The organism is Xenorhabdus szentirmaii DSM 16338 (genome assembly GCF_002632585.1).
Classification (GTDB): domain Bacteria; phylum Pseudomonadota; class Gammaproteobacteria; order Enterobacterales; family Enterobacteriaceae; genus Xenorhabdus; species Xenorhabdus szentirmaii.
Genome location: NZ_NIBV01000002.1, coordinates 1,520,552 through 1,546,212, shown reverse-complemented (window position 1 = coordinate 1,546,212; position 25,661 = coordinate 1,520,552). Strand labels below are relative to the sequence as shown.

20 protein-coding genes and 1 pseudogene are annotated in these 25,661 nt (G+C 40.6%); 10 read left to right on the top strand and 11 right to left on the bottom strand.

Translation table 11 applies throughout. The annotated features are described in order from the left end of the window. Positions 1-36 precede the first annotated feature (36 nt). The 6 genes and pseudogenes from ghoS to Xsze_RS16760 all read left to right on the top strand — a co-directional run bounded on the left by ghoS (position 37) and on the right by Xsze_RS16760 (position 4,435). The gene (gene ghoS, locus Xsze_RS16785) at positions 37-348 is read left to right on the top strand and encodes a type V toxin-antitoxin system endoribonuclease antitoxin GhoS (RefSeq protein WP_038235909.1); all 312 of its coding nucleotides are present in this window, start codon (positions 37-39) and stop codon (positions 346-348) included. A 132-nt stretch (positions 349-480) separates the two neighbouring features. Next, positions 481-819, top strand: coding sequence for a hypothetical protein (locus tag Xsze_RS16780; protein ID WP_038235907.1), 339 nt, complete (start codon positions 481-483; stop codon positions 817-819). 621 nt (positions 820-1,440) lie between these two features. Beyond that, positions 1,441-1,908, top strand: a pseudogene (locus tag Xsze_RS16775) (toprim domain-containing protein); the annotation flags it as partial. A gap of 2 nt (positions 1,909-1,910) precedes the next feature. Beyond that, complete coding sequence (locus Xsze_RS16770; RefSeq protein WP_051462328.1) at positions 1,911-2,147, top strand: antitermination protein; 237 nt, start codon at positions 1,911-1,913, stop codon at positions 2,145-2,147. Positions 2,148-2,323: 176 nt separating this feature from the next. Then, positions 2,324-3,094: a Thoeris anti-defense Tad2 family protein gene (locus Xsze_RS16765; protein ID WP_038235905.1), complete on the top strand. Its 771-nt coding sequence runs from the start codon at positions 2,324-2,326 to the stop codon at positions 3,092-3,094. A 957-nt stretch (positions 3,095-4,051) separates the two neighbouring features. Continuing rightward, positions 4,052-4,435: a phage tail fiber protein gene (locus tag Xsze_RS16760; RefSeq protein WP_038235903.1), complete on the top strand. Its 384-nt coding sequence runs from the start codon at positions 4,052-4,054 to the stop codon at positions 4,433-4,435. A 45-nt stretch (positions 4,436-4,480) separates the two neighbouring features. Here Xsze_RS16760 and Xsze_RS16755 read toward each other — a convergent pair whose 3' ends face one another. From Xsze_RS16755 to Xsze_RS16740, 4 genes are all read right to left on the bottom strand, one after another. Continuing rightward, positions 4,481-5,467 carry a tail fiber protein gene (locus Xsze_RS16755; protein ID WP_051462327.1) on the bottom strand — a complete coding sequence of 329 codons (987 nt, stop codon included), beginning with the start codon at positions 5,465-5,467 and terminating at the stop codon, positions 4,481-4,483. Positions 5,468-5,784: 317 nt separating this feature from the next. Further along, positions 5,785-6,063, bottom strand: coding sequence for a hypothetical protein (locus tag Xsze_RS16750; RefSeq protein ID WP_209435268.1), 279 nt, complete (start codon positions 6,061-6,063; stop codon positions 5,785-5,787). A 292-nt stretch (positions 6,064-6,355) separates the two neighbouring features. Continuing rightward, on the bottom strand, positions 6,356-6,790 hold the full coding sequence (locus tag Xsze_RS16745) for an META domain-containing protein (protein ID WP_038235899.1): 435 nt from the start codon (positions 6,788-6,790) through the stop codon (positions 6,356-6,358). Between the two features lie 25 nt (positions 6,791-6,815). After that, complete coding sequence (locus Xsze_RS16740; protein ID WP_038235897.1) at positions 6,816-7,811, bottom strand: 2-hydroxyacid dehydrogenase; 996 nt, start codon at positions 7,809-7,811, stop codon at positions 6,816-6,818. A gap of 245 nt (positions 7,812-8,056) precedes the next feature. On the opposite strand from Xsze_RS16740, the gene Xsze_RS16735 reads away from it, so the two are divergent. From Xsze_RS16735 to Xsze_RS16725, 3 genes are read left to right on the top strand one after another with little or no spacing between them, the layout of a single operon-like run. Then, the gene (locus Xsze_RS16735; RefSeq protein ID WP_038235895.1) at positions 8,057-10,711 is read left to right on the top strand and encodes a YdbH family protein; all 2,655 of its coding nucleotides are present in this window, start codon (positions 8,057-8,059) and stop codon (positions 10,709-10,711) included. Positions 10,712-10,756: 45 nt separating this feature from the next. Continuing rightward, positions 10,757-10,933 carry a YnbE family lipoprotein gene (locus Xsze_RS16730; RefSeq protein ID WP_071991757.1) on the top strand — a complete coding sequence of 59 codons (177 nt, stop codon included), beginning with the start codon at positions 10,757-10,759 and terminating at the stop codon, positions 10,931-10,933. Between the two features lie 11 nt (positions 10,934-10,944). Further along, on the top strand, positions 10,945-11,265 hold the full coding sequence (locus Xsze_RS16725; protein ID WP_038235891.1) for a YdbL family probable chaperone protein: 321 nt from the start codon (positions 10,945-10,947) through the stop codon (positions 11,263-11,265). Positions 11,266-11,294: 29 nt separating this feature from the next. Here the strand turns inward: Xsze_RS16725 and Xsze_RS16720 are convergent, their stop codons facing one another. Continuing rightward, positions 11,295-11,978, bottom strand: coding sequence for an FMN-dependent NADH-azoreductase (locus tag Xsze_RS16720; RefSeq protein ID WP_038235889.1), 684 nt, complete (start codon positions 11,976-11,978; stop codon positions 11,295-11,297). A 266-nt stretch (positions 11,979-12,244) separates the two neighbouring features. On the opposite strand from Xsze_RS16720, the gene hrpA reads away from it, so the two are divergent. Beyond that, positions 12,245-16,174, top strand: coding sequence for an ATP-dependent RNA helicase HrpA (gene hrpA / locus Xsze_RS16715; RefSeq protein ID WP_038235887.1), 3,930 nt, complete (start codon positions 12,245-12,247; stop codon positions 16,172-16,174). A 51-nt stretch (positions 16,175-16,225) separates the two neighbouring features. On the opposite strand, the gene Xsze_RS16710 is transcribed toward hrpA, so the two are convergent. From Xsze_RS16710 to ydgH, 6 genes are all read right to left on the bottom strand, one after another. Then, entirely contained in the window at positions 16,226-17,227 is a 1,002-nt protein-coding gene (locus tag Xsze_RS16710) for a fimbrial protein (protein ID WP_038235885.1), read from the bottom strand. Positions 17,228-17,265: 38 nt separating this feature from the next. After that, on the bottom strand, positions 17,266-19,803 hold the full coding sequence (locus tag Xsze_RS16705) for a fimbria/pilus outer membrane usher protein (protein WP_244431767.1): 2,538 nt from the start codon (positions 19,801-19,803) through the stop codon (positions 17,266-17,268). Between the two features lie 136 nt (positions 19,804-19,939). Then, positions 19,940-20,626, bottom strand: a complete 687-nt coding sequence (locus tag Xsze_RS16700; RefSeq protein WP_038235882.1) for a fimbrial biogenesis chaperone — start codon at positions 20,624-20,626, stop codon at positions 19,940-19,942. 135 nt (positions 20,627-20,761) lie between these two features. After that, on the bottom strand, positions 20,762-21,295 hold the full coding sequence (locus tag Xsze_RS16695; RefSeq protein ID WP_038235880.1) for a fimbrial protein: 534 nt from the start codon (positions 21,293-21,295) through the stop codon (positions 20,762-20,764). Positions 21,296-22,267: 972 nt separating this feature from the next. Beyond that, positions 22,268-23,659, bottom strand: coding sequence for a basic amino acid/polyamine antiporter (locus Xsze_RS16690; RefSeq protein ID WP_038235878.1), 1,392 nt, complete (start codon positions 23,657-23,659; stop codon positions 22,268-22,270). Between the two features lie 381 nt (positions 23,660-24,040). Continuing rightward, on the bottom strand, positions 24,041-24,994 hold the full coding sequence (ydgH, locus tag Xsze_RS16685; protein WP_038235955.1) for a DUF1471 family protein YdgH: 954 nt from the start codon (positions 24,992-24,994) through the stop codon (positions 24,041-24,043). Positions 24,995-25,661: the final 667 nt, after the last annotated feature.

Here is a 25,661-nt window from a genome sequence, read left to right as displayed (position 1 = left end):
ACTTGTTCGTTCAATAGTCAAAGCAAGGAATGGAAAATGGCAAGTTATTTGGTTCGTGTGGAGTTGTATGGAACGGGTACTGATGGCTATGAAAAATTACATAAAAGGATGACTGCAAATCAGTTTAATCAGTTTATTCGTTTTCCTAACGGAAAAAATCATCACCTCCCCAGCGGAACCTATATTGGTAGTTCTTCATTGGAATCCATGGAATTAACGGAAAAGATTAAATCGATGGCTACACCGTTCTCGAATAAAGATCCCTCTATATTTGTTTGTACATACAATAACTGGAGTGCTGCGCTGTATCCTGAGAAACAACAGACTGAATCAGGTTCAGGTGATTGATTTTATGCCGTGTTATATCAATAAGGCAGGTATGAAAAAAATCATTTCTCTTATTATGCTAATGCTGTTAGCTGGTGGATGTGCTTTGTCACCGGAAAAAACATCAGAGATAACATAGTAGGAATTTGGGTTATGTCATCATTATGGCCTGAATTGGCAAGTTGGTACTATTTGCTCAATTTCAAAGTAAACGGTGAAATGGTTTATTACCCTTTCTTATGTGAGTCAAGTGAAAGAGAGATAAACTCAGAAGAAATAGGAACAATGAAATATGCAATTTCAGGTAATGAAATATATTTAACCTATAAATCAGAAAATGTGGAATTTGAAGCTGGGGACAAACTTGATTATATAGTGACAGAGATAACTAAAACCACGATGCAATCATTTGAACTCACCCAAGAAGAGCCGGATGACAATCAATATTCTAGGGCTAGCTTTCAAAAAGTGAATAAAATAGAACCATTATGACCTGAAGATCTAAAAAAGATGCATTAAAAATAATGCATCATAAGGCCGCTTAGTCGGCCTTTTTTATTGCTCAAATTATTGGAAAGTGTTGACGGCATCATTGATGTAATAAATATTGGAATGGTATTTATGCCGATTACCGAATATATATCAAGTCATGCTGATGCTGTCTTGGATATCTGATAATCGATGTTAGCCACTACTGTGCAGCTCTGGATATTTGTTAAATAATAAAGAAGGAAATCAAAAATGAATAACAGATGGATAAGCTATATCACGTTTGTAGGGAGTTGGATAGCCGTAACATTAATCATTGGTGCTCTTCTGTCATAAATAACGATTTTTATCATCAATAACAGTGTTGAGTTAAAATTCCACTACGAATCATAATATTACACGCAGACTTTTAAAGATCACTAGATGCTATAGATGTTATTAATTTATAAATCAAAGAACTACATGATATAAGGGGTGCTGAAATGATAGCACCCCGATAGTTTTTGGCGGGTTCGTTCGCTTATTTCCTTTGAAACTGTATCTTTTCTACGTTCTTTTGCAGAAAGCTCTCTTTGTTCATCAATGTAGTTGGCGAGATCACGCTCATGAACGTTACCGAAAGAGTGTTCCTTGCACCACACGTACCTTGATGGCGATAAAAAAGCCAATATCACCGTACAGAAAAAACGGGATGCCGCATAAGAAGAAAGCTATCGCGAGCACGCCCAATCATTGGCAATCCGTTTATTTCCGGTGGCGTCCACATTGAGGGTTGCAGAGGGTATTGAAACTGCCTTGTCGTACAAACAGATTTACGGCGTAAACACATGGTCAACGGTGAACGCCGGCTTTATGGAGAAGTTCCTTGTTCCCAACGGCGTTAAGCATCTCATTATCTTTGCGGATTATGACCAGAGCGCGACAGGTCAACCCCCCGCCCGGAAATGCGCCCAAAAGAATTTATCCGCCCACAACGACTTAGAGCAAGTCAGTGTTTACTGGCCCGATCACGGGGATTTCAATGATATGCTCCAGAACGGTGATCAGGTTAGGGAGTTGGTATTTATGAAAGAACAGCGGGAGGAAGGGTAATAATGAAACTCGAATCAACCCTGAAACATTTTCACCCTAAATCACCGACTTTTAGTGACGCTTCCACCAGTACCGCCCCGGACAGAATGCAAGGTATGGATACGGCGGCCGCTTTAGGTATGGCAACCTCACAGGCTAAGTTTGGCATGACGGCATTCTTTGCCAAGAACGAGGTGAGCGAAGAAGACAAGTTCAGCACGGTAGGGGTTAACTCAGTATGCAAGGCGAACCGTGCCTAAGCTGATTGCAAAAGCGGCTGGGAATATAGACTTCACCGAATGGTGCATCATCTTTCAAATTATGAACCTTGCTATAGTCGTAATCCGATTGAGAACAAAATTTGACTTAAGTAAGGTTTCTGATGAGTTAACAGTAGGCTGAAATGACCTTTAATGAATAATAAAGTGAGGGACTTATGTCTGAAGTGAATAAGTTGGATAATAAACAATGCCCATTTGATCCTGACCTGTACCACTATAAGAAGCAGATTGATATCGAAGTTGACAATGTGGCACCAGACGGTTCTTCACCATGGGCGCTAATGCAAGTGTATATAGGAAAGGTATTAAGCCGCAGTGGATGGGGTGCTAATGAATACATTCAGCTCTCTGCTAAAAATGATGGTAGTGGGCCTATCCATATTGAGAAGCATGACCAACAAAGTTTTCCATTCCCTTGGGAGCCAACACCAGAAGATTTGATGGCGTGTGATTGGAAGTTGATGAAGACAGAAGATTGCATGCTGTCTTTTGATCTTACGTCGGGGAGTGGCACATATAATAATCCTAGCTTACCAAATGAGCCTGTCGCTTGGGGTTATATAAGAAATCTCGATTGGGGGCATCATTTTGGAGAATTAAATAATGAGCAGAGTAATGTAATAGATATTGAAAAAATATGGTGTTTTCTTTTGTATGATGGAATTATTTTCTTTGATGTAAGCACTAAACCAAATAAAGAAAGTCGCCAGAAAGTAATAGATTTATTTCAAAATAAAGACTTTTGGGTAATAATTGATAATAAAAAATATAATCTTGGTAAATCCACTCCAACACAATATCCAAACACTTCAAACAGTGAAAATTATGCTTTCGAATTCAAATATAAAAATCATGACGCACAAAAAATAGGTATCTTATTGCAACAAACTGGGCAACAAAAAAACTTTTGCCTCAACTGGGAATAACCCAAATCTACCCCCTAATTCAAGGCTGCGCTCCGGCGTGGTCTTTTTCATATTTGCCACCGCAATCACTTTAATCACATTCGTAACCACACATTGCGACTGGCAACCTTAACTATTTGAAATCTATCTCAATGGATGAATCGCTACTACCATTCGCAAACCAAGCCACCGTTCGGTGTTCGAAAACATATTTTCGCAGCGATCATGCATTTTTGCCATTCAGGAGGGATAGCCATAGCCCAAGCTTGCATTGAAGCTAAAAGAGTAGGGCTTACTAGCAGGCAAAGAAGAATATATTTTTTCATCTTACTCACCCTATATCAATTACAGTACCGCAAAATTTAATAACGCCATTTCAACTAAATTAAAAGCGAATAATTTTTAACAATTAATTAACGTTTGAAACTAAACACAATATTGCTTTACCCATTCCCTTGAGTGGGTAAAGCAATAACCCATGCCATCACCCCGTTCTCATCGCGTACCCAACGCACACGGGCTGGTGGCATTTTTAATTTCAACCATGGGAATTTCCGTTACAGTTGATTTATGGGCTGGACAAAAAAAGTAAACCTATTGATTTCACTTAGTCATTTTGTCGACACCCCTGCGTTGGGTTATCGCCGTCTATCGGTATAAGCAATGACATGTTTCCTTACCTTTGAGCGTACCGACAGAATCAAAAATAACCCATGCCACCGATGAATACGGGGCATTATCAGCAACATCCGCTATAGGCAGGCGAAGGGGTGTGGCAGCCTTCGAGCCGGCCTGTATTGCCATCATGATTCAGGGTGATGACGGGTGATTTTTTCTTTTGGAGGACAAAACATGTCACAAGGTACAGCAGCACATACGATCACGGTTGGTATCAAGTACGACACTGAACCCTTAAACCAACTTGAATCACAGCTGGAGAACATTGCTGAATTATTGGACCGCATTTGAGGTCAAACTTTGCGGGATGGAGGAGCGGTCGCCGAACTGTTAAATCATATCAAAGGCCAGCATAAGGCATGGGGTGTCCATGGCAGTATCTTTTCCCCGAAGAAGAACAATGGCCTCGAACTGATTTACCTTGATGACCGGGTGGAAAAAGATGGCAGCATCACGATAGAGGCCTTCCATCTTCAGCAAAGTCAGTTGCCGGAATGTTTTCAGCACTGGTGGATAAAAGCCATTGAGGGAGATGAACGGGTCTACTATGCAGACGGCGAACCCTGTGACATTCCCGAAGGGTGTCATCTGGATGTCCGTGTTCAGATGCCGGAGGATTCGTTGTGGAAGCAACAACGGAAGGAAGCAGCAGAGGTTGTTATCGGTATTGAACTGTCGGATTAGCCAAAGTAAGGGTAGGGGCGAATCAGATTGCCCCTGATGTAATCATTATGAGGTTACTTCCTGTAATTGATAGGAAAATACCTTTCCTTTAGATGCAAGTTCAGGAAGTGTTGGAGAACTTGCCAGATTTGACAAGTTGTTAATAATGGCACCGTCTGATGCGAAAGCGTTTAAAAGTATACCTCTTGAATAAGGGGCAAATGCTACGTAAATATCATAGTTGTCACCGGAGGTATTAACGGTTGCTAAACCAGTGGGAGCGCCAGTATTGGTTATGTACATCACGGCATTGATTCCGTGAGGGTCATTGTTTCCCGTTCTTAAGACTATATTTGCAATCGAGCATTGCCCAGGATATCCAACGTTATACCCTGATCCTCCTACTATGTTAATATTAATAGTGCTTGGTGTACTCGATGAAGTTTTCATTGTGACCTCGGCAATTTTAACCCAGGCTGCGTTATGAGCTGTTAAGTGATCAGTATATTGTGTACCTTGTACTGCGTTTTTTGCCCTCGTTACTGTCTCAGTTAAACCAAGATTGTTCACAAATGTTGGTTTATCAGTAATATCTGCTCCATTTTGATTTTTAGCCAATCTACTTTCGGCATTAGTCTTAGCATTGATAGCATTCTGATTTGCAATGGTTGCCAATGAGTTAACTTCACTGATATGGGAATCAGTTTCTGCTTTAGTATAAGTTCCGATATCCTCTGCTTTAAGGGTGAGATCAGCGGATAGGCTATAGCCATTAACTTTACGTCCGATTGGAACACTGTCACTGGCTTTATTGTTTGCTGTATTAGCTAAATCATAAACCGCTTTCACTGCTTTGGGTGTTGCCGCCATAGTTTCACTGTCACTACCGATATCATTACTCAAGACAACAAATCCTTTATCTTGTAGTGTTGCATCTGGATGATTACGACTTGCCGCGTGTTCTTTAATGGCTTCTTTGATATATTCCGGCGTGGTAACAATAACGAGATTACTCTCTGCGGAAACAGATGCATCAAGCTTTTTATCTTGCATATTTACTCCCTCATTTAATCAACAACATGTATTGCTAAGTAACATAAAGGCGGGCGGCTTCTCCGCCTGTGAGCATCAATAAATAGGTTCACCAATACGAGAGTACGGCTTACTATTTGATAGGTAGCATATTTCGATGGCAGGATGACATAAAATGTCAGGTAGGAAATTAATAGACTTTGTCAGGTCACTGATAAAGCAGGGTGAAATAAAAGCAGGATTTCACGTTTCTTAACCCTTTGATTTTATTAAATTCCCCCTTAGTGACGGAAATAAGAAAAATCAACAGATTGCGCTATAGACAGGTTCGGCTGATTTTAGAACTGACGATAAATAGATGACATCGTGATTGATGGTGGTAGGGGCAATCCCTTGGAATGTCGTTGCTTGCAATGCTCAATGATATGGTTAACTGATAGCTTTGTGAGGGGAAGTTTTGCTAGATCGCTTTTTAGTAATGTGTTCAATACATTTTTTTGTTCTTCCTGCTTTTTCCCTAGATTAGGGTTATTGATAAATCTGGATAATAAATCACCAACCGTTAGATCTTCGGCATTATTCTGTGTGGGAACTCCATTTTGTTCTAATTCAGCCACTCTCATAGCTCTCCACGTTTTAGCGTGAGAGTTTTTCTATACTAAAGTAAGCCATTTTTGATGCTCTCCAGTTCGTATTTCTACAATTTTAAGGGGTGCTCATAGGGGCGCTAGTAATCCAAAAATAACCTTAAATTACCTTAAAAACACAAAAATCTGCAAAAATGGAAAGCCAGTAATATTACGGTAATAGCGAGATTCTGCAAGGGGTTAGCAAGTAATCTATGTGTTTCTTCTTATAGATTACCCAGTATATTACTGGGTAATCATGTCAAGGGGAAAGGGCATCAAATTATTCGGTAAGATCACGCAACGTATAAACCAGGGTATTCATCCCATTAACCAATGTAAGCTGTTCACCTTTTAGGCTGACTTTTGCCCCCTGAGTCAGCACATCATTAATCAACTTATCCCATTGATTGAGTTTCTTATTGACGCAGTACATTTGGGTGCTGGATAGTGGTTTTACCGTCAATACGTTGTTTTTCAAATGACCCATTCCCATGAAATTGTTGCACATGGCACCTGAGATATACATGTTCTTATCAAAAGTGATGGATAGCTTACTATCTCCTTTCTTTGAAACATCTTCATTGTTGACACTGACTAAAGCAAAATGATGGCCTTGTAAGTCTTTGATTGTAATATTACCCGTAGCATTAACTTTGAAAGATTGACATGCTGTGAGTAGTAGGGTGGCGATCACCAATGGAATCGCTTTTTTCATTTGTTCTCCTGATGTGTGCTGAGGGTTATTCAACAATATTCGGACAAACTTTTCCGGAAGTTAATTGATGGATATTTTGTAAGGTTATTTCACTGATACTGGTTAATGCTTCTTCTGTCAAAAATGCCTGATGCCCCGTAAATAATACATTATGGCAAGAAGATAAGCGGCGGAAAATGTCATCTTGAATAACGTCGTTTGATTTATCTTCAAAGAATAAATCTCTTTCATTTTCATAAACATCCATGCCTAAGGCACCAATTTTTTGTTGTTTTAATGCATTGATGGCAGCAATAGAGTCAATCAATGCACCCCGGCTGGTATTGATGATCATGACCCCGTCTTTCATTTTGTTGAATGCATCTTCATCCAATAAATGATAGTTTTCTGGCGTCATGGGGCAATGCAGGGAGATCACATCGGATTCAGCATATAAAGTTTCTAAATCCACATATGTTACTCCCATTTCTAAGGCTTCCGGATTGGGGTAAGGATCATGTGCCAGTAAACGCATACCGAAACCTTTTAAAATCCTGAGGGTAGCAAGGCCAATTTTCCCCGTACCGATCACACCGGCCGTTCGTTTATACATATTGAAACCAGTCAGGCCTTCAAGAGAAAAGTTGGCGTCTCTCGTGCGTTGGTAGGCACGATGAATACGTCGATTCAGGCATAACATCAATCCGACAGTATGCTCAGCAACAGATTCCGGTGAATAAGCAGGCACCCGGACGACGCTGATACCTAGCTCTTTAGCGGCATTCAGATCAACATTGTTGAATCCCGCACAACGTAATGCCAGAATTTTGATCCCCATCTCCGCCAATTCTTGCAATACTTCACGCCCTCCATCATCATTGACAAAAATGCAAACCGCATCTGCTCCGGCAGCATTTTTGGCTGTTTGTGGTCTCAGGGGGAAATCAAAGTATTCGATATGGTAATCAAATCCCAGTTTTTGGTTCAGCATCTCTAAATGTTTACGATCATACTGTTTGGTGCTGTAAACAACTAATTTCATAACAATATCTCCGACGTGCAATAACTACAGGACCACTCGAACCATTCGTTAATTTCCATTGCTGAAAATTGAATGCAATAACGATATTTACTGACGGTTCTAAGCGTTTTCTCTCGCTATACTCGAATAAATCGCCTGATAAGCTATCCACGGTAATAACTTGTATAATAAATCGGCTTAGAATCTTATATGAGACTATCATAACAGGAAGTTGCCTTCAGGTTGAAAAGAAGAGATAAGGATTGATGACCAAAATATTGAAAGTATTTTTTGCAATAGTTTTTGCGATAGTCATGCTACTGACATTACTGGTATTAGCAGGTTGGTATACACTTCCGCATTGGTTACCACGGGTTGTCAGTCATTGGTTGCCGCAAGGCACCACACTTGTTTTGAGTCAGCCTGAATTGAAAAAGCATGGGTTATGGTTGGATCACTTGTCATTAAAGGTAGAAGGATGTGAGGGAATCAATATATCCGGAATATCTGTGGCATATCCGAGCCGGAAAAATCTTGCAGCGTATGATTGGCATGTGCAGGTGACTGATGTTGAGAGCCAAATTCAGTGCCTGACTCAGCTGGTTTCTATGGAAAAACAATCCACTGCGGCAAAACAAACTCCTCCCTTATCTGTTCAGGAAATATTATCAGCATTACCTTCAATTAAAATGAATGTCGATAATATTGCGTTCATGCCATGGCAGGCATTTGCTGGTAGTTTTCAATTTAGCTCATCACCGCAGGGGCAAATCTTTTCTTATCAGGGTGAGTTATTAAAATTACATGCTCATATTAATGATAAGAAAAACCTTATCATTCAAAATGCTTTTTTGAAGTTGCCCGAGCAGGATATTAGCCTGAATGGGGATATTTCATTACCGTTGAACACTGATGCATTACCGGCACAAGGGCAAATCACGGCATATTTATCCCTCAGTCAATATCCGGAGCCATTGCAGGCGATATTGAAATGGCAGGGGCAAACAGGCTTGCTGACGCTGATTGAAGAAAAGCAAAAGCTGAAACTGGCTGAGTTGCCTTGGTCACTTAATGAATCACAATTTCAGATAACGGATGGTCAATGGCAATGGCAAAAAAACCGTCAGCCATTATCAGGAGGCGTGAATTTGACTCTTGAGCAATGGCAGAAAGGGTTATCGGGAATGTCTGTCAGCGGGCGGGCTAATCTGGTCACCCAAAATAAGCAGGGAAAAGCAAATCTTGTCCTTTCAGTGCAACCAACCTCCATCGACATCAATGACTTCCATCTTCCATTCCAGTTAACCGGGCAGATGAACAGTGAGCAGATGATGATGACACTGTCATTGCCTGCAATTATTACCGGGTCAGTGGCTGAACCTAAAATCACTTTTCGCTCAGGATCATTGTTGCGGGCATGGGGTAAGGTCAGTGAAACTTTTACGGTTAAAGAAGCAAGGTTGCCTTTGGCGGGCACCTATCTGGATCGTGAAGGTTTTACGGGGCGCCTTCAGGCCATCGTCACGGCTCAGGATAGCTATTGGGGCAAGTTTAAATTACATCTGGATGGCTATGCCGAAGATTTTATGTTCGATCAGGGAAATTGGCAATGGCGTTATTGGGGAAATGGGCATCTTCCCCCGTTACAAGCTAAATGGGACATTTCCGGTATCGGCCGTTGGGAACAATCACAAATAATGCTGAATTCATTAAATACAGGGTTTGATCGTATCCGATATGGCCTCGTACAAATGAAATCACCACGTTTAAAACTGGTTAAGCCATTGGTCTGGGAGCGTGGGGTCAATCGCCAAAAATTAATGGGAGACTTACAACTGTCAGCCCAGAGAACAGAGTTTCGGTCTGGGGGATTTTTACCTGCCTTTGATTTTAAAGTCACATTGACGGGGCAGTCACCGGATAGTTTTATGCTGAATGGTAAGCTGGATGCCAAAGGCATTGGCCCTATCCCATTTTACGGGCGTTGGGATGGAGAGCGGCTCAGGGGGGAGGCTCGTTGGCCCCGACAATCCTTATTGGCATTCCAGTCATTTATTCCTCCTGATACAGGAATGACGGTGCGGAGTGGCAACATATATGCTCAGGCGGCTTTTTCAGCGGCAAAAGGGCAAGGATTGCGTGCGGGCGGCCATTGGGTTGTGCAAAATGCAGGAGTGTGGCTAAAAAATGGTGAAATTGACGGTTTAGATTTCGTTTTGCCTTGGCGCTTGCAGGAGGATACTTGGCAATTGGGATTGGGATCACCGGTTCAACTGCGGATCAAGGCAATAAAAGGATTATTTGATTTACAGAATGTGACGGCAGATTTGCAAGGTTTCTATCCATCAACAGATAAGCAGCCATTGGAATTGACTAATGTGCATGTCGATATTCTGGATGGAAAGCTGGAAATGAATAAATTGCGGTTTCCGCAAAAAGCGCCTGCTGTGGTGCGATTTAGCAAACTGAATTTAAGTAAGTTATTTGGCGTGTTAAAGGTCAAGCAATTGGCTATGTCAGGCAAAATCAGTGGTGAATTGTCTGTGCTATTAAATGATAAGGATTGGATTATTCAGCGTGGATGGGTTTCTAATGAAGGCTATCTGACATTGAGGCTGGATAAAGATACGGTTGATTCTATCGGAAAAAATGATTTGTCGGCAGGAGTGGCAATGGACTGGCTGCGTTATTTGGAAATTAGTCGTTCAAAAGCCTATGTTACTCTTAGTAACTTGGGGATCTTGACGCTGCATTCAGAAGTCAAAGGCGTTAACCCCGTAATAGATAGAAGACGTGAAGTCAGGCTCAACTATCATCATGAAGAGAATATTTTCCAATTGTGGCGTAGCCTGCGTTTTGGCAGTAATCTGGAAGCGTGGTTACAGAAAAATATATCTGTAATGGACGAGAGTGATAAATGATAACAAAAACTGGAGGTAATTAGAGTGAATCTGGCATGGGTCAGCATGATGCTATTTTGTATAGCATTTGGTATGGCATTGACGGGCTGCATCAGACTGGAAATGGCAACTCCGGATAAACCTATCAATATCAACATGAATGTAAAAATTGAGCATGAGATCCATATTAAGGTTGATCGGCAAATTGAAGACATGCTCAAAAATAACTCTGATTTGTTCTAAGGGTTAACAATATGAAAAAAATAAGATTGATATTTTTGATGAGCCTACTGTTCAGTTCTTTTGCTCCAGGCATGACATTAAGCGAAGCAAAACAAAAAGAGTTGGTGGGCGAAACATTTAGTGGTTATCTGGCACCAGTAAAAAACACTCAGGATGCTCAGTCTGTAGTCAAAAAAATTAATGATGAGCGAAAAAAGAAATATGCTGAAATTGCGGCTCAAAATAACATGACAACAGATCAAGTGGCGAAAATGGCAGGTGAAAAATTAGTGAACCGTGCTGCTTCAGGGGAATATGTTCTTGGTATCAATGGCAATTGGATCAAGAAGTAAGCGCGCCATTTGGCGCACTTTATCCTGATTCAGGCGGCAACTTCTTCGGGTTGTTTCTGCGCTACTTTTTCTGTGGCTATTTTTTCTACAATAGTGTCCAGTGTGTTACGGGCGTCATGATGTGCCAGACTGGCTGATTCCTCACCCAGTGCCAAACCTTCTGAAAAAACGAATTCCACATCGGTAATACCGATAAATGCAAGAAAAATACGCAAGTAGGGTGTCATCAGATCTGTTGGGCTATCTTTATGAATACCGCCACGACTGGTTAAGATTATTGCTCGTTTACCTTTTAGCAAACCTTCCGGGCCTTGTTCGGTATAACGGAAAGTCATGCCTGCACGGGCAATCAGGTCAAAATAGGCTTTCAACTGAATCGGAATATTGAAGTTATACATTGGGGCGGTGATGACAATGACATCATGGGCTTTCAATTCTGCAATCATTTCATCTGACAAGGCTAAAACGAATTTTTGGCGATCTATCAATTCTGCACCGCTCGGGCGTAATGCCCCGACTGACTCACCATCCAGTACTGGAACAGGATTTTCAGCGAGATCACGTGTAGTGATATTGTTTGTAACAACATTGTTTGTAACGACATTACTATCGGAATTGTAGGCCAGCCATTTTTCAACAAAATAGTCAGCCATTTTATTGCTTTGGGAATATTGCGCTAGAATGCTGGATTTAAGAACCAAGACCTTACTCATTCGTCATTTCCTTTATTAACTTCAATTATTATAACAGTGTTAATTATTTCAAGGTGCTGGGTATCTTATACAAGAAATCGTTCAAACAATATCTTAATATTTTGAGATAAGTATTCAAATTCATTGAATGATTCAAGGGGCATACATGAAGTACATAGAATTGAATAAGATATGTTACACTTCTAAGCATTAATGTATAGAAAACTTCCTCTGAGCCTGCAAAGACAGCGCTACTCAGTTTAAAAACGTCACAAGGATTTATTACTGTGGAATCACCTTTGACAGCACGATCTGCTGAATTATTTGCTGAATTATTTGCTGAATTATTCACCGAACTTGATCATATCATGCTGCGCGATCAGTTCCGTTTGAAAAAGCGTCTGCATGGCGCAGCAAAAATTAAAAATCAGGCTTCTTTGCAGGCGGTGGCACAATCTATTTCCGAAGATATCGCCACAGCAAAACAAAAAGTGGCTCGCCGCCAAACGGCATGTCCTTCAATTAACTATCCTGAAAATTTACCGGTCAGCCAGAAAAAAGACGCTATCTATAAAGCCATTCGGGATAATCAAGTGGTTATTATTGCGGGGGAAACAGGGTCGGGGAAAACCACCCAGATCCCGAAAATCTGCCTTGAGCTGGGCCGGGGAGTTAAGGGGCTTATCGGGCATACACAACCCCGTCGTTTGGCTGCGCGATCGGTGGCGAACCGCATAGCTGATGAATTAGAAACATCACTTGGCTCGACAGTCGGTTATAAAGTCCGCTTTAACGATCAGGTCAGTGAAAATACATTGGTCAAACTGATGACTGACGGTATATTACTGGCCGAATTGCAGCAAGATCGTTTATTGCTGCAATATGATACGCTAATTATTGATGAAGCCCATGAACGAAGCCTGAACATCGATTTTATCCTCGGTTATTTGTGTCAGTTGCTGCCAAAGCGTCCTGATCTGAAAGTTATCATTACTTCCGCAACCATTGATCCGGAACGTTTCTCCCGTCATTTTAATCATGCGCCAATTATTGAAGTATCAGGACGTACTTATCCGGTCGAGGTGCGTTATCGGCCTGTCGCGGGTGATGATAATGACAGCGATCGTGATCAGCTTGAGGCTATCACTGATGCAGTGAATGAACTTGGGCGTGAAAGTTCAGGTGACATACTGGTATTCATGAGTGGTGAACGAGAAATTCGTGATACCGCAGATGCGCTCAATAAACAAAATTTCCCGCATACTGAAATATTGCCGCTTTTCGCGCGGTTATCTAATAGCGAGCAGAATCGAATATTTCAATCCCATGTCGGGCGTCGCATTATCTTGGCAACCAACGTAGCGGAAACATCGTTGACCGTGCCGGGGATTAAATATGTGATTGATACCGGATATGCGCGCATTAGCCGATACAGTTATCGCACTAAGGTGCAGCGTTTGCCGATAGAGCCGATTTCTCAGGCATCCGCCAACCAACGAAAAGGGCGTTGTGGGCGTGTTTCTGACGGAATTTGTATTCGCCTCTATTCCGAAGAGGATTACTTGTCTCGCCCGGAATTTGCCGATCCTGAGATCCTGCGGACTAATTTAGCCTCCGTTATTTTGCAGATGACTTCCATTGGCTTGGGAGATGTCAGTGCATTCCCATTTGTTGAAGCACCAGATAAACGCAATGTTCAAGATGGTGTTCGCTTATTGGAAGAGTTGGGAGCGATAGATCCGGAATCATTGTCAGAAAAAAATTACCGATTGACACCAATGGGGCGTCAACTGGCACAGCTACCGATTGATCCACGTTTGTCCCGAATGGTATTGGAAGCCCAGAAACATGGTTGTGTCCGTGAAGTGATGGTGATTGCAGCGGCCTTGTCAATTCAAGATCCAAGAGAAAGGCCACTGGAAAAACAGCAGGCTTCCGATGAAAAACACCGCCGTTTTTCTGATAAGGATTCAGATTTCATTGCCTTCCTGAAATTATGGGATTTCTTGACAGAACAGCAGAAAGAACTGTCGAGTTCTCTATTCCGCAAGCTGTGTCGCCAGGATTATCTGAATTACCTGCGTGTAAGAGAATGGCAGGATGTTTATACGCAGCTTAGACAAGTTGTGAAAGAAATAGGTTTGCCCATCAACAGTCAGGAAGCTGATTATCGCAGTATTCATATTGCATTGATGACTGGCTTGTTATCCCATATCGGCCAGAAAGACAACGATAAACAAGAATATACAGGCGCACGTAATGCCCGTTTTTCTATTTTTCCGGGCTCCGGTTTATTCAAGAAACCACCCAAATGGGGAATGGTTGCTGAATTAGTGGAAACCAGCCGGCTGTGGGGACGCATCGCTGCGCGCATTGAACCGGAATGGGTAGAGCCATTGGCCGGGCATTTAGTCAAATACCATTATAGTGAACCGCACTGGCAAAAATCTCAGGGAGCAGTGATGGCAGCAGAGAAAGTCACACTGTATGGCCTGCCGATTGTCGCGGGGCGTTTGGTGAACTATAGCCGAATAGATCCCATGTTATGTCGTGAACTGTTTATCCGTCATGCGCTGGTTGAAGGTGACTGGCAGACTCGTCATTCATTTTTCCGCGCTAACCTGAAATTGCGGGAAGAAGTTGAGGAGCTGGAACATAAATCCCGTCGGCGTGATATTCTTGTGGATGATGAAACATTGTTCAGTTTTTATGATCAACGGATTGGCACAGAGGTTGTTTCATCCCGTCATTTTGATCGCTGGTGGAAAACGGTCAGCAAAGATCAGCCTGAGCTGCTCAACTTTGAAAAAAACATGCTGATTAAAGGGGATGCGGATAAAGTCAGCGCACTGGATTATCCAAATTATTGGTATCAGGATAGTCTGAAATTTCGGTTGAGTTATCAGTTCGAACCAGGAACTGACGCCGATGGTGTGACCGTGCATATTCCATTGCCGATATTAAATCAAGTCAAAGATGAAGGATTCGATTGGCAAATTCCGGGTATTCGTCATGAATTGGTAATAGCCTTGATTAAATCATTGCCAAAACCAATACGACGTAACTTTGTGCCTGCGCCTAACTATGCACAGGCATTTTTAGAGCGAGTCACGCAACCGCAAGCGACTTTACTGGATAGCCTTGAGAAAGAACTGCGTCGCATGACTGGCGTGACGGTGTCACGAGAAGATTGGCAGTTGGAACAAATTCCTGATCATTTGAAGATGACATTCCGCATTCTGGGGGAGAAAAATAAAACCCTAGCAGAAGGAAAAGATTTGCTGGCGCTGAAATTGCAACTGAAAGGAAAAGTACAAGAAACACTTTCGGCGGTTGCGGATGATGGCATTGAGCAAAGTGGTCTGCATATCTGGAGTTTTGGTGATCTTCCTGAGCGCTATGAGCAAAAGCGCGGGGGCTATTCTGTTGAAGCATTCCCGGCATTGGTGGATGAAAAAGACAGTATTGGCATTAAACTGTTCGAAACTGAAATTGAACAACAGAATGCGATGTGGGAAGGAACTCGCCGCCTGCTGCTGCTCAATATACCTTCTCCGATTAAATATCTGCATGAAAAATTGCCGAACAAATCTAAATTGGGTCTGTATTTTAATCCATATGGAAAAGTACTGGATCTCATTGATGATTGCATATCCTGTGGTGTAGATAAATTGATTGCAGAAAATGGCGGGCTGGCATGGAATGAACAGGCGTTTTCTTGTTTGCAAGATAAAGTACGCGCTGATTTGAATGATGCAGTCGTTGATATAGCCAAACAAGTTGAACAGATCCTGACGACGGTCTTTACGATTAACAAGCGCCTGAAAGGGCGGGTTGATATTTCGGTTGCGCTTGCATTATCAGATATAAAAGAACAAATTTCGGGTCTGGTATTTGGTGGGTTTGTAACTTCTCACGGCTGGAAACGTTTGGCAGATGTTTTGCGTTACCTGAACGGTATTGAGCGTCGATTGGAAAAATTGGCGGTTGATCCGCACAAGGATAGGGCACATATGAGCCGAATTGAACATATTCAGCGTCAATGGCAACAATGGCAGGCAAAACTGTCCGTTCAGCAGAAACAATTGCCTGAAGTAAAAGAAATTCGCTGGATGATAGAAGAACTCCGAGTCAGCTTGTTCGCCCAGCAATTGGGGACGGCATATCCGATATCAGATAAGCGTATTTTTCAGGCAATGGAAAATATAGCATCTTAATCAAATCAATTGGGCTATGTGAATAGCCCAATTTTTTAATAATAGAAAAATCTATGGATAAGTCAGTGTAATGGTTGCTGTGGCATTCGCTTTACCTGGTGTTATTCGTGGCTTTGTTTGGATATAACGGGCCTGCAATGGCATATAAAAGTGCCTGATAGCATTGCTGGAACGGATCAAAAAAGGTTCACGCATGGATAATGTGCGATTAAATAACAAAATCTGTAAACCAATACCTTTGGCCGTGGCGTTGTCATTGCTATAATCCAGCGCCCAAATATTATTGGAAGAGTTTTTAGCCGGGCGGCCATCCAATGAAACACTGACCGTTAAATTTGCATTGCAATCTAATCTCAGCGTGAAACCTTTGGTTCCGGCGGTACTGTTAACACCACGAAATTCACTTGTTTTGATATTTCCCATATTCACGTAGGTTGTAGTTTGTGTAAGAGAACAACCTTGCGTTACGATTTCCGTATCTGCCAAATAGAAAGTGTGGATAGTCACATCACGATTCAGTCTCGCTCGGGTTAATAGCCTGTGTTCGAGTTTTCCTGAACCGGTAGTCGGTGCAATTTTCACTAATTGCAGCGTCAGATAGCCCCAGGTTTTACCACAATATTGTATTTTACCTGTTGCTTCTTGTGACGGATAACAGGTTAGTACTCTGTCTGAAACTCTGGGCAACCAGTCAATACCAAAACCCGGCCCCCACGTGTTGATGCGGATACCAACGCCCGGCACGCCTGAATCATAGATTGCATCATAATTATAATGTGCTCGCTTGAAGGCCGGTTCATCCCACGAAACGTAAGTTGGATGATCACAATAAGCAATATCGCCTAATTGCTCGACTTCACCTAAGTAAATTTCTTTAATGACTCTCCCAATAGCGTAATCCCTTGGGATTACAATTTTACCAAAACTCACTCTGGTTGTTTTGGCAGTCACACCCTCATTATGTTGACAAAAAGTGTATGCCTGACTGGCAAAACTGCTCATCATGCCAACGATAAATAAGCCCGCCAATAATAATCTTAAGCTGCTCGCCATAAATAATTCCCATCAAAATATTAAATAAATGCGTGATCTCATTCGCAAGACGCATTCAGCGTATATAAACCAGATTCAGGGATTTGATCTGGCAATTGATATTTCACATGACATTCTTGAGCCTCTTTATGACCCCATTTCACCCAGATCTGCCCTGATTTAGGGATACCACTGAGGTAAACCTGACCATCATTGCTGACAATCGCACTATTGGATTCATCTTCCTCACCCTTTTGTACCGGCGTTGCAATTGCTCCGAATGGCACTTCTTTGCCCTGATGAGAAAGGGTTAATAAAATGCGGTGACCAATGCGGGTTTTAAAATTGGCCAGAGTTAATGAACCACGGGTAGGAACAACGGTTTGGGTATTAATGTCAATATCAACATCATTTCCCATTGAATAAGTATTCAAAGCAATACGATTTTTTCGATAGCTGCTGACATAAGGAACAATGGCATGGCCTTGCCAGTCGGTTTCGATACCGGCAAAGTTTTGCACTTTAATGCCTTTGGCGCCATGAGCGCGCACTAATACTGGCGTATCTCCCAAAGGTTGGGAAAACGTCACACCATAAGCATGGGCAACAATCCCGCCATTTAGGCCGTAAGTCAGTTGACTGGAGTGTCTGTTATAATTGTAACCTGCGCTGATTTGGCTATAGGCTCCCTTATATTCAGTATTGAGACTACCGCCGGCAGTTTTATTATGACTGGTATAATTTTGCTGAATGCTATAACTCAACTTGTTGTCGTCAAGAGCCGTGCCATTTAAACTGAGTTGGTGAGAATGGTGGCTTTGCTTGCTGTTGGTCGTATTATAACTTACCCAGCTATTTTTTAGCCAATTCTCCAAAGGGATCTGAATACTGAAGGAGATCATCTGTTCATTCTGATTTAGACCCGGAAACTTGCTGTAGGAATAATTCAGATTGTAATTAATGGAGTTATAGCTGGTGTTGTAACCTGCACTGATATTTTTTTCATAACCATTTTGATGCCAATAATCTTTCTGTAACGCCGAGACATAGAAAGAGCCCCAATCACCAAGGGGTTGGCTAATATTCAACTGGAGTTTACTGCGTTTGTTGGTGTTGCTTTGCAATGCTCCATAACCTGTTGAATCTGATTCATTCGCTTCTTTAAAATCATAAAAATTTTGAGTCGAATAGCGATAACCGGTGAGGGTAAAATGAGCACCAGTCAATGCCAGATCTTTGGTATATTGGAATCGATAAGACTGGCCATATTCACTGGAAACAGCCTCGGGATGAGTTTTGGCATAAGTTATGTCAAAGGAAAAAGAACCCCAATTTGAAAAATTATACCCTGTACCTAAGGCCATTGATTGATAATTTTTAGCGATGATAGTGCCACCATATGCCGTAACATGATTAGAGATCCCATAAGTTAAGGTTCCCTGCATAAAATAGGGTTCTTTACCATGAAGATAATTGGAGTGGTATTTGCCCAGCGCAAGTGAATAGCGCAGGCTGTTTTCCCGCAGCATAAGGGGGACAGTAGAAAAAGCTTGTACAGAACGATATTCTTTTCCATCTGCTTCTTTGACAATGACTTCGAGATCACCACTGGCATTTGTTGGATAAAGGTCGTTAATAACAAAAGGCCCGGGAGACACATAAGTTTCATAGACAATATAGCCATTTTGCCTGATAGAAACTTGTGCGTTACTGTGGGCAATACCTCGGATAGTCGGTGCAAATCCCCTTAGGCTATCAGGCAACATGCTGTCATCAGAAGCCAACTGAAGACCGCGAAACTGGAAACCATCAAAAATGGGTGAAGGTGTATATGTGTCACCAAACGTCAGTTGGCTTTTCAGGGAGTGAATATCTCTCTCAAGATACGTGTTGATATTCTGCCATTTCTTATCCTGACTGCTGTAGGTGGAATAATTCCGTAAACGCCATGCTTCCCAGTTAGCGCCTGATCTCAGGCTAAGAAAGTGATTTTTTGTTGAACCGGGCTGATTATCCTGCCAATTCAATGAACCGCTGTAGCTATAATTGACCAATAGAGATGTCAGCCCCTGTTCCCATAAATGAGGAGGAACATAATCTCGGGTTTGGTTATTTAGTGCAGCTTGGGGGATACTGAGATTCAGCTGTTGTAATCTGAAATCAAAAGAAGATGATGCTGATGGAATATATTGGGCAAGATCAGAGATTTCCATTTCTGGTGGTAAGTCACGTAATGAGGCGAAGGAATCAATATTTACCCCCATGGACTTAAGTTGCTGTATTTTTAGTTTTGGTAACAGCTTACCATTTACAATAATAAACTCAATATTTCTGGTATCCACTTTCTCTTGATTAAGGTAAATGTCAACCCAATAATTACCGGGTGGTTGTTGATCTCCTTGAATAAATGCGGATAGATCAATATCTTCAGGAAAACCTGATTGGATTTCTAATGCATTGATGTTGAAATATTCTTCAGCGTAAGTTTTACTGTGATAACCACAAATAAATAAAATGAATAATGTGGAAAAAAGTAATCGGCTATATAGGCATATTTTTCTAGATAGACAATGAAAGCTTATGTTGATAAACAACATCCAATGATTAGAAAAAATTTTTTGAAGATTATAACGGTCGTGGCCCATGATAGTTTTCTAATTTTGATATACCCCTTATCTTTCAATCTGGATATTGAAAAATAAGGGGTATATATAAATGGTATGGTTTTTTTGATCAGAACGTACGCGTTTCTTCCGGTGTAACTCCACCAAAATCATTGATGGTTGTCCAAATGACTTTATTGATATTTTTAACGGGAATATCCCAACTCATTTGTTTAAACGGCGGGAGCATACCTGGTGATTCAATATTATAGTTTTTTGTACTATTGCTAACGGATAGTTCAGAGAAAGAAATGTAGTAAGGTGTTGTATTTTCAGCAATAAGTTTATTCCCCTCTTTTCTGAATGTTAGTGCTTTATAAGCGACACTCGCATTCTTTTCTAAGCCTGCGGGGCGATAAAATAACTTAAACCGGGATTTAACTGTTATTTGTAATTGGTTTTGTTCTGTTTTACTTGTTGCAGGAATAGATTTTACATTGAGCCAGAACAAGGACTCCCTGTCGTCAGGTAAATCACTTCCGGTTTTAACAATTCGTAAAATATTCTCATTTCCGGCCGTTAATTTAAAAAGTGGGGGAGTTATAATAAAAGGCGTTTTAGTTTCATCATGTTCCCCTTGTACCCAGGATTGAATGAGATAAGAAATATCAGCCTCTGGGTTATTAATGGAAATAGCGGTTTCTTTTTGATTGCCGATATAAACAACGCGTGTGCCGCCAATGACTACACCGGCAAAAGAACTATTGATGCTAAACATGCAGGTTAAAATAAAAGCCAAAATACGAAAGAATTTCAAATTATCTGCTCCAAAAAAAAGAAAAAGAAAATATGATTTTTTATATATTTTTAATAGACAAGCCTTACTAAGGAGCTATTGTTTTCTCTCATTTATAACGACAATGTTATTTTGGCTTCCTTGCCATAAATTCCCTTAGTTATAGGTGATAGTAAAGTTTGCTAGCGAGTTACCTGAGCCTGCTGTTACTTTGTCCCCTGTTGCGATATATTTGGCCACGAAACTTAATACGTTACTTTGGTTTTCTATCAGCGGGTACGCCATAGATCTTTGTGTTATCGCAAGTGGATATGAACTGTTGTTGAGTTCATAAATTGCGAGCGCAACACCTTGTGCTGCTATTTCTGATCCATTATTTTGTAATGCTAAATACCTGTTGTTTGTTCTATCTGTCTGGCCATCAAATTTGACATAGGCATTTTTATACTCTTTTGGACAGTCTGTTAGTTTTATATTGAAGCGAGTAGGGGAAGAGGTGCTTCCCATTCCATTGAATGAATTTGAGCTAACAGTGCCCATATTGACGGGTTGGTCCATTGAACCGGAATCAACTTTACATGCTGACGCAGTAATTTTCCCTGTAAATTTGATTGCTCCATCAGCAGCATGAACTGCAGACATAAATACAGATGAAACAAGTAAAGAAGAAATAATGAGTTTTATTTTCATTTCTAACGCATCCAACCTCTGGTGAATTTACACGACAGAGGAATAGGTCATTAAGTTTAAAATTAAAGCCGTACATTAATACAGCAAATGAATTACTTAGGCCTACACCCGAAAAATAGTAAAGAAACAACAGTTCACATTTCCTTATCAACCGATAAGGATAAGAATATAGTAGCGAATAATTCGCAAAGTTCAAAATAATAACTCGCATAACACTATTATTCGGAGTTTTTTTCCATAAAGTGAATATTAATAGCATTGTTATTCATAAGGCAGGGGTGTTTCTTAACGTAAATGAACTTTTATTCTGTTTTATAAGATTAGCTATTAATTTATGATGTGATGTAAAAACAAATGAAATAATAAGCATGTATATGTTTGTTATTTATTTTCTTTACTACATTTTTAATCAAATATTATGTATTTGTGACTACTGCGCACTATGATGATTTATATTTCGAGTATTTTACATATGTTAGATTTTATATAATAACTTAAGTCAAATGCCTACTCATTATAACCATACAAAGTTAACTTGTTATTAATAATACCTCCCCAAAAAATCGGCTTTTATCATGCACTTTTCACCGAAATTTCAAAAAGCATATAACGGAATCAAAACAAATGCTTATGTGTTGATTGCTACTTGCTCAAGTTTTCTGAATTTAGTTACAACATACTTTTTATAAAAAAGAAAAATCCTTATGAAACCAATAAAAAATATCAAACCCCGCAAAATATAAAAGCACAAAAATAAGTTCATTAAAAAACGTATGAACACACTAAAAAAAAATAGGTGGAAATTAAAATCATTTCCAATAAGGTAGCTTAAGTATCTTTCTTTGTAGCGAAATGCAGTAAAAAAAATCCAACTAAAATGAGTTGGATTCCTGACGGATTTTGAGTAAAAAATAAGAGGGAATCCTGTTTTCCCTCTTAAGAAGTAAGCTAGTATTAGCAAAAAGTAGGGGGTTAATGCATCAATAACCAACCCGAAATAATGGCTGTCAAAAACAAAATCACAATAGATGATTTTTCTACTGTTCTTAATGGTGTTCTTTCTTTATTTTGTTGTCGGGCATATAAGAAAACCAACAATCCTGGCGCATACAAAACAACAGAAAGTAGCAGGTTCATTAAGCCAGATGCATAAATCAGCCATAAACCATAAATACAAGCACCGAATGCAATAAGTAATAAAGCTCGGCTAGTGCGCTCAAATGCAACCTTAACTAAAAAAGCACCGACAAGAAAGTAAGGGACCAGGATCATTTCAGAAGCAAGTGAAAGTAATGTATTGTAATTGCTGCCACTTAACCAAATCAGCACTAAAGAGAGCTGAACCATGCCATTTGTTATCCAAAGAGATGATTCAGGTGCCTTTTTACTATTTTGTTTCTTGAATTCTTTAGGAAATGAATTGTGTAAAGACGCAATGAAAGGGACTTCTGCGGCCATGATTGTCCAGCTCAGGTAGGCACCACAAACAGAAATAATCAATCCCGCAATAATCACAATTTGACCTACAGGTCCCATTAAATCAACCATCAGATTAGCCATTGAGGGATTGCGCATGGCTGCTAGCTCTGGTCGGGTTACTAATCCTAGTGAAAGCAGGGTTACAAGAATATAAACACTTAGTGCTGAAATAACTGCCAGAACAGTTGCAATGCCTATGTCTTTGCGCTTTTTGGCCCGGGCTGAAACAACGACAGCACCTTCAACACCAATGAAAACCCACAAAGTGATTAGCATGGTATCTTTCACCTGTTGCCAAACAGGAACCCCCATTTCAATGCCGGTGAAATCAAAAGTGAACACATCCATCTTAAAAGCGATGGCCGCTAAAACAATAAAGATGCCCAGTGGCAATAATTTTGCCATCGTCGCTAGTTGATTAACGCTTGCAGCGGTTTGCACGCCCCGGAGAACTAAACAATGAACAAACCATAGCAATATAGATTCACCTATCAACGCTTGCCATGTATTTCCATCTCCGAAAATGACTGAATGTTCAGTATCAGTAAAAAAGCTCAATGCCGCAAAAACAATGACCAAATAAGAAACATTAGCGATAATGGCACAAAACCAATACCCCCATGCAGAACAAAATCCGACTAATTCACCGAATCCTTCTTTTGCATAAGTAAATATACCGCTGTCCAAATCAGGGCGAAGACGTGAAAGCAACAGCAAGGATATGGCCAGAAAGAGAATACCTATACCTGTTATTCCCCAACCAATCATTAATGCAGTAGGGCTACCAACTTGTGCCATGTTTTGTGGCAGACTGAATACTCCGGCCCCAACCATGGAACTGAGTACTAACGCCGTCAGAGACGTAAGGCCTAATTTCTTTTCCAAAGATACGTTCCTAAAAATAAGATAATCAACGCGATTAGCCAGAACACTTGTCCTGAATATCGAACACATATTGGACATTTATTGCATCCATGCTATGGATTGCAGAGAAGGTCTAGTGGATAAAACCAAAAAACAGGGCGATTCTACGGAGTGAAAGGGCCGTATGCAATGGTTGACTATGCAAAAAAATATAAAATTTATGCATAAAATGACATTGGCAAAAAACATTTATTGTTAATTAATTGTTATTCTATTTAGGATTGATCATCAAAAAGCATAATGACAAATCGGTAGAGGTAGATCAGAAAAAAAGGAATTGAATAAAAAAGGCACAAAAATATTTGTGCCTTGCTCATCATTATTTTATGAATGGAATTTCAATTATTTGAATAAATCAGCACTGATAGTCACATTACCACCGTTCGACTGCCATTCTCTCGTAATATGATAATATTTTGCCCCTTTCTCTGCCGCACGTTTGGCGACCTGATAAGAAACTTCTGGTGCTGTGTTGTAATACCCAGAGAAGGTGATGGAGTCAAATGGAACCATCTGAGCAGCAGATGCTTTATTCAGCTCTTGAATTTTGGTGCCGTTAGGCAGGGTTACAGTGTAACGCCCACTTGTTGATGACTGGGTTTCAAAAAAGCGGCCAATAAGACTGCTTGTTGAAGTTGAGGAAGCAACACCCGGGATTTCAACTTTTTTGGCTTCTTCACCACCTTGTGCCAGTGCCTGGCGTCCAGCATCAGAATCGGCTGGGATCACAGCCTCTTTAAGTTGAACCTGACGTTTTGGTGCATCTTTTTTATAAACATAGGCAGTGACGATTCGGTTACCGCCATTATTGGGGGTAATGTCACGAACAATAAAGAAAGATGCAGCATCTTTCTTTTTGGCTGCTTTAGCGATAGCTTCTCTCAATTCTTGGTCAATAGGAAAATAACCACTCACGGTTACAGTATCGAAAGGTTCTACAGTAACGGCTTCCGTTTTAGGCAACTCTTTAATACCGCGATAGGTACGATATTTAGGTGCTGTATCTGCTTTTTCTGCATCTTTATGGTACAAGTCAGCAACTACACGCAAATTACCACGTCCATTCAGGTCATCAAGACTTTGGATGTAAAAACTTTCAGCGCCTTTTTTATCTGCTTGACGAGAAACTGCATCAGCAGCTTCATAAATCGCATTAAAACGACCAGTGACTGCGATTCGCTCAAAAGGCTTGAGCCCTGCGGCTTGTTCTGGTGTTAATTCTTTAGCCGCATGTGCAGCAGTAATCGAGGTTAATGAGAGCATCGCGGTAGCGATGATCGTTGTCTTCAGCTTCATAAAAAATCCTTTCGCCTTGCGCATTAAAATAGTTATAACGTGCTGAACATTGTTATGTATCAGATAGAGCGCAACTATTACACGTAATAATGCCATACATTCTTATATTTACACACTAATTCACGTGATCTTAAATGATTATTTATCCATTGCCACCTCTATGACATTCAATGTTATTCATGAATTTTCATCTTGTTTCATGAGAAATGCGCACGTAATTGCGTACATGATCCAGATTAAAAGCAACATTATTTTTTGAGGGGAGTGTGATGTCAATTACTGATTCATGATTTCGCTTTATCAATGGTAAACCTCAAGAAAAAAATGCTTACTAAATCCGATTGAGACGACTTATCTGTTCATGTGACACCTAAAGGAAAAATTATATTTCAATTTGGGTATCGTTGGAATGGAAAAAGGAATCGAATCGACATTGGGGTGTTTATAACTCACGTTATAATCCCAGACATCCCATTCAGAGCGGTATTTTTGTTAAATCAGAAAGTTATCTGAAAACGGAATTTTTCACCTTAGCACACTGATCTCACTTTTTTCTGTCTGATCAGTATAAAATCAATTGCTATCAATGTATTGAATGCACTCTTATAGTTTGTACACCTTCGTATACATTGCATCATTTTTATTCTATTGTTTTATTGATTTTTTA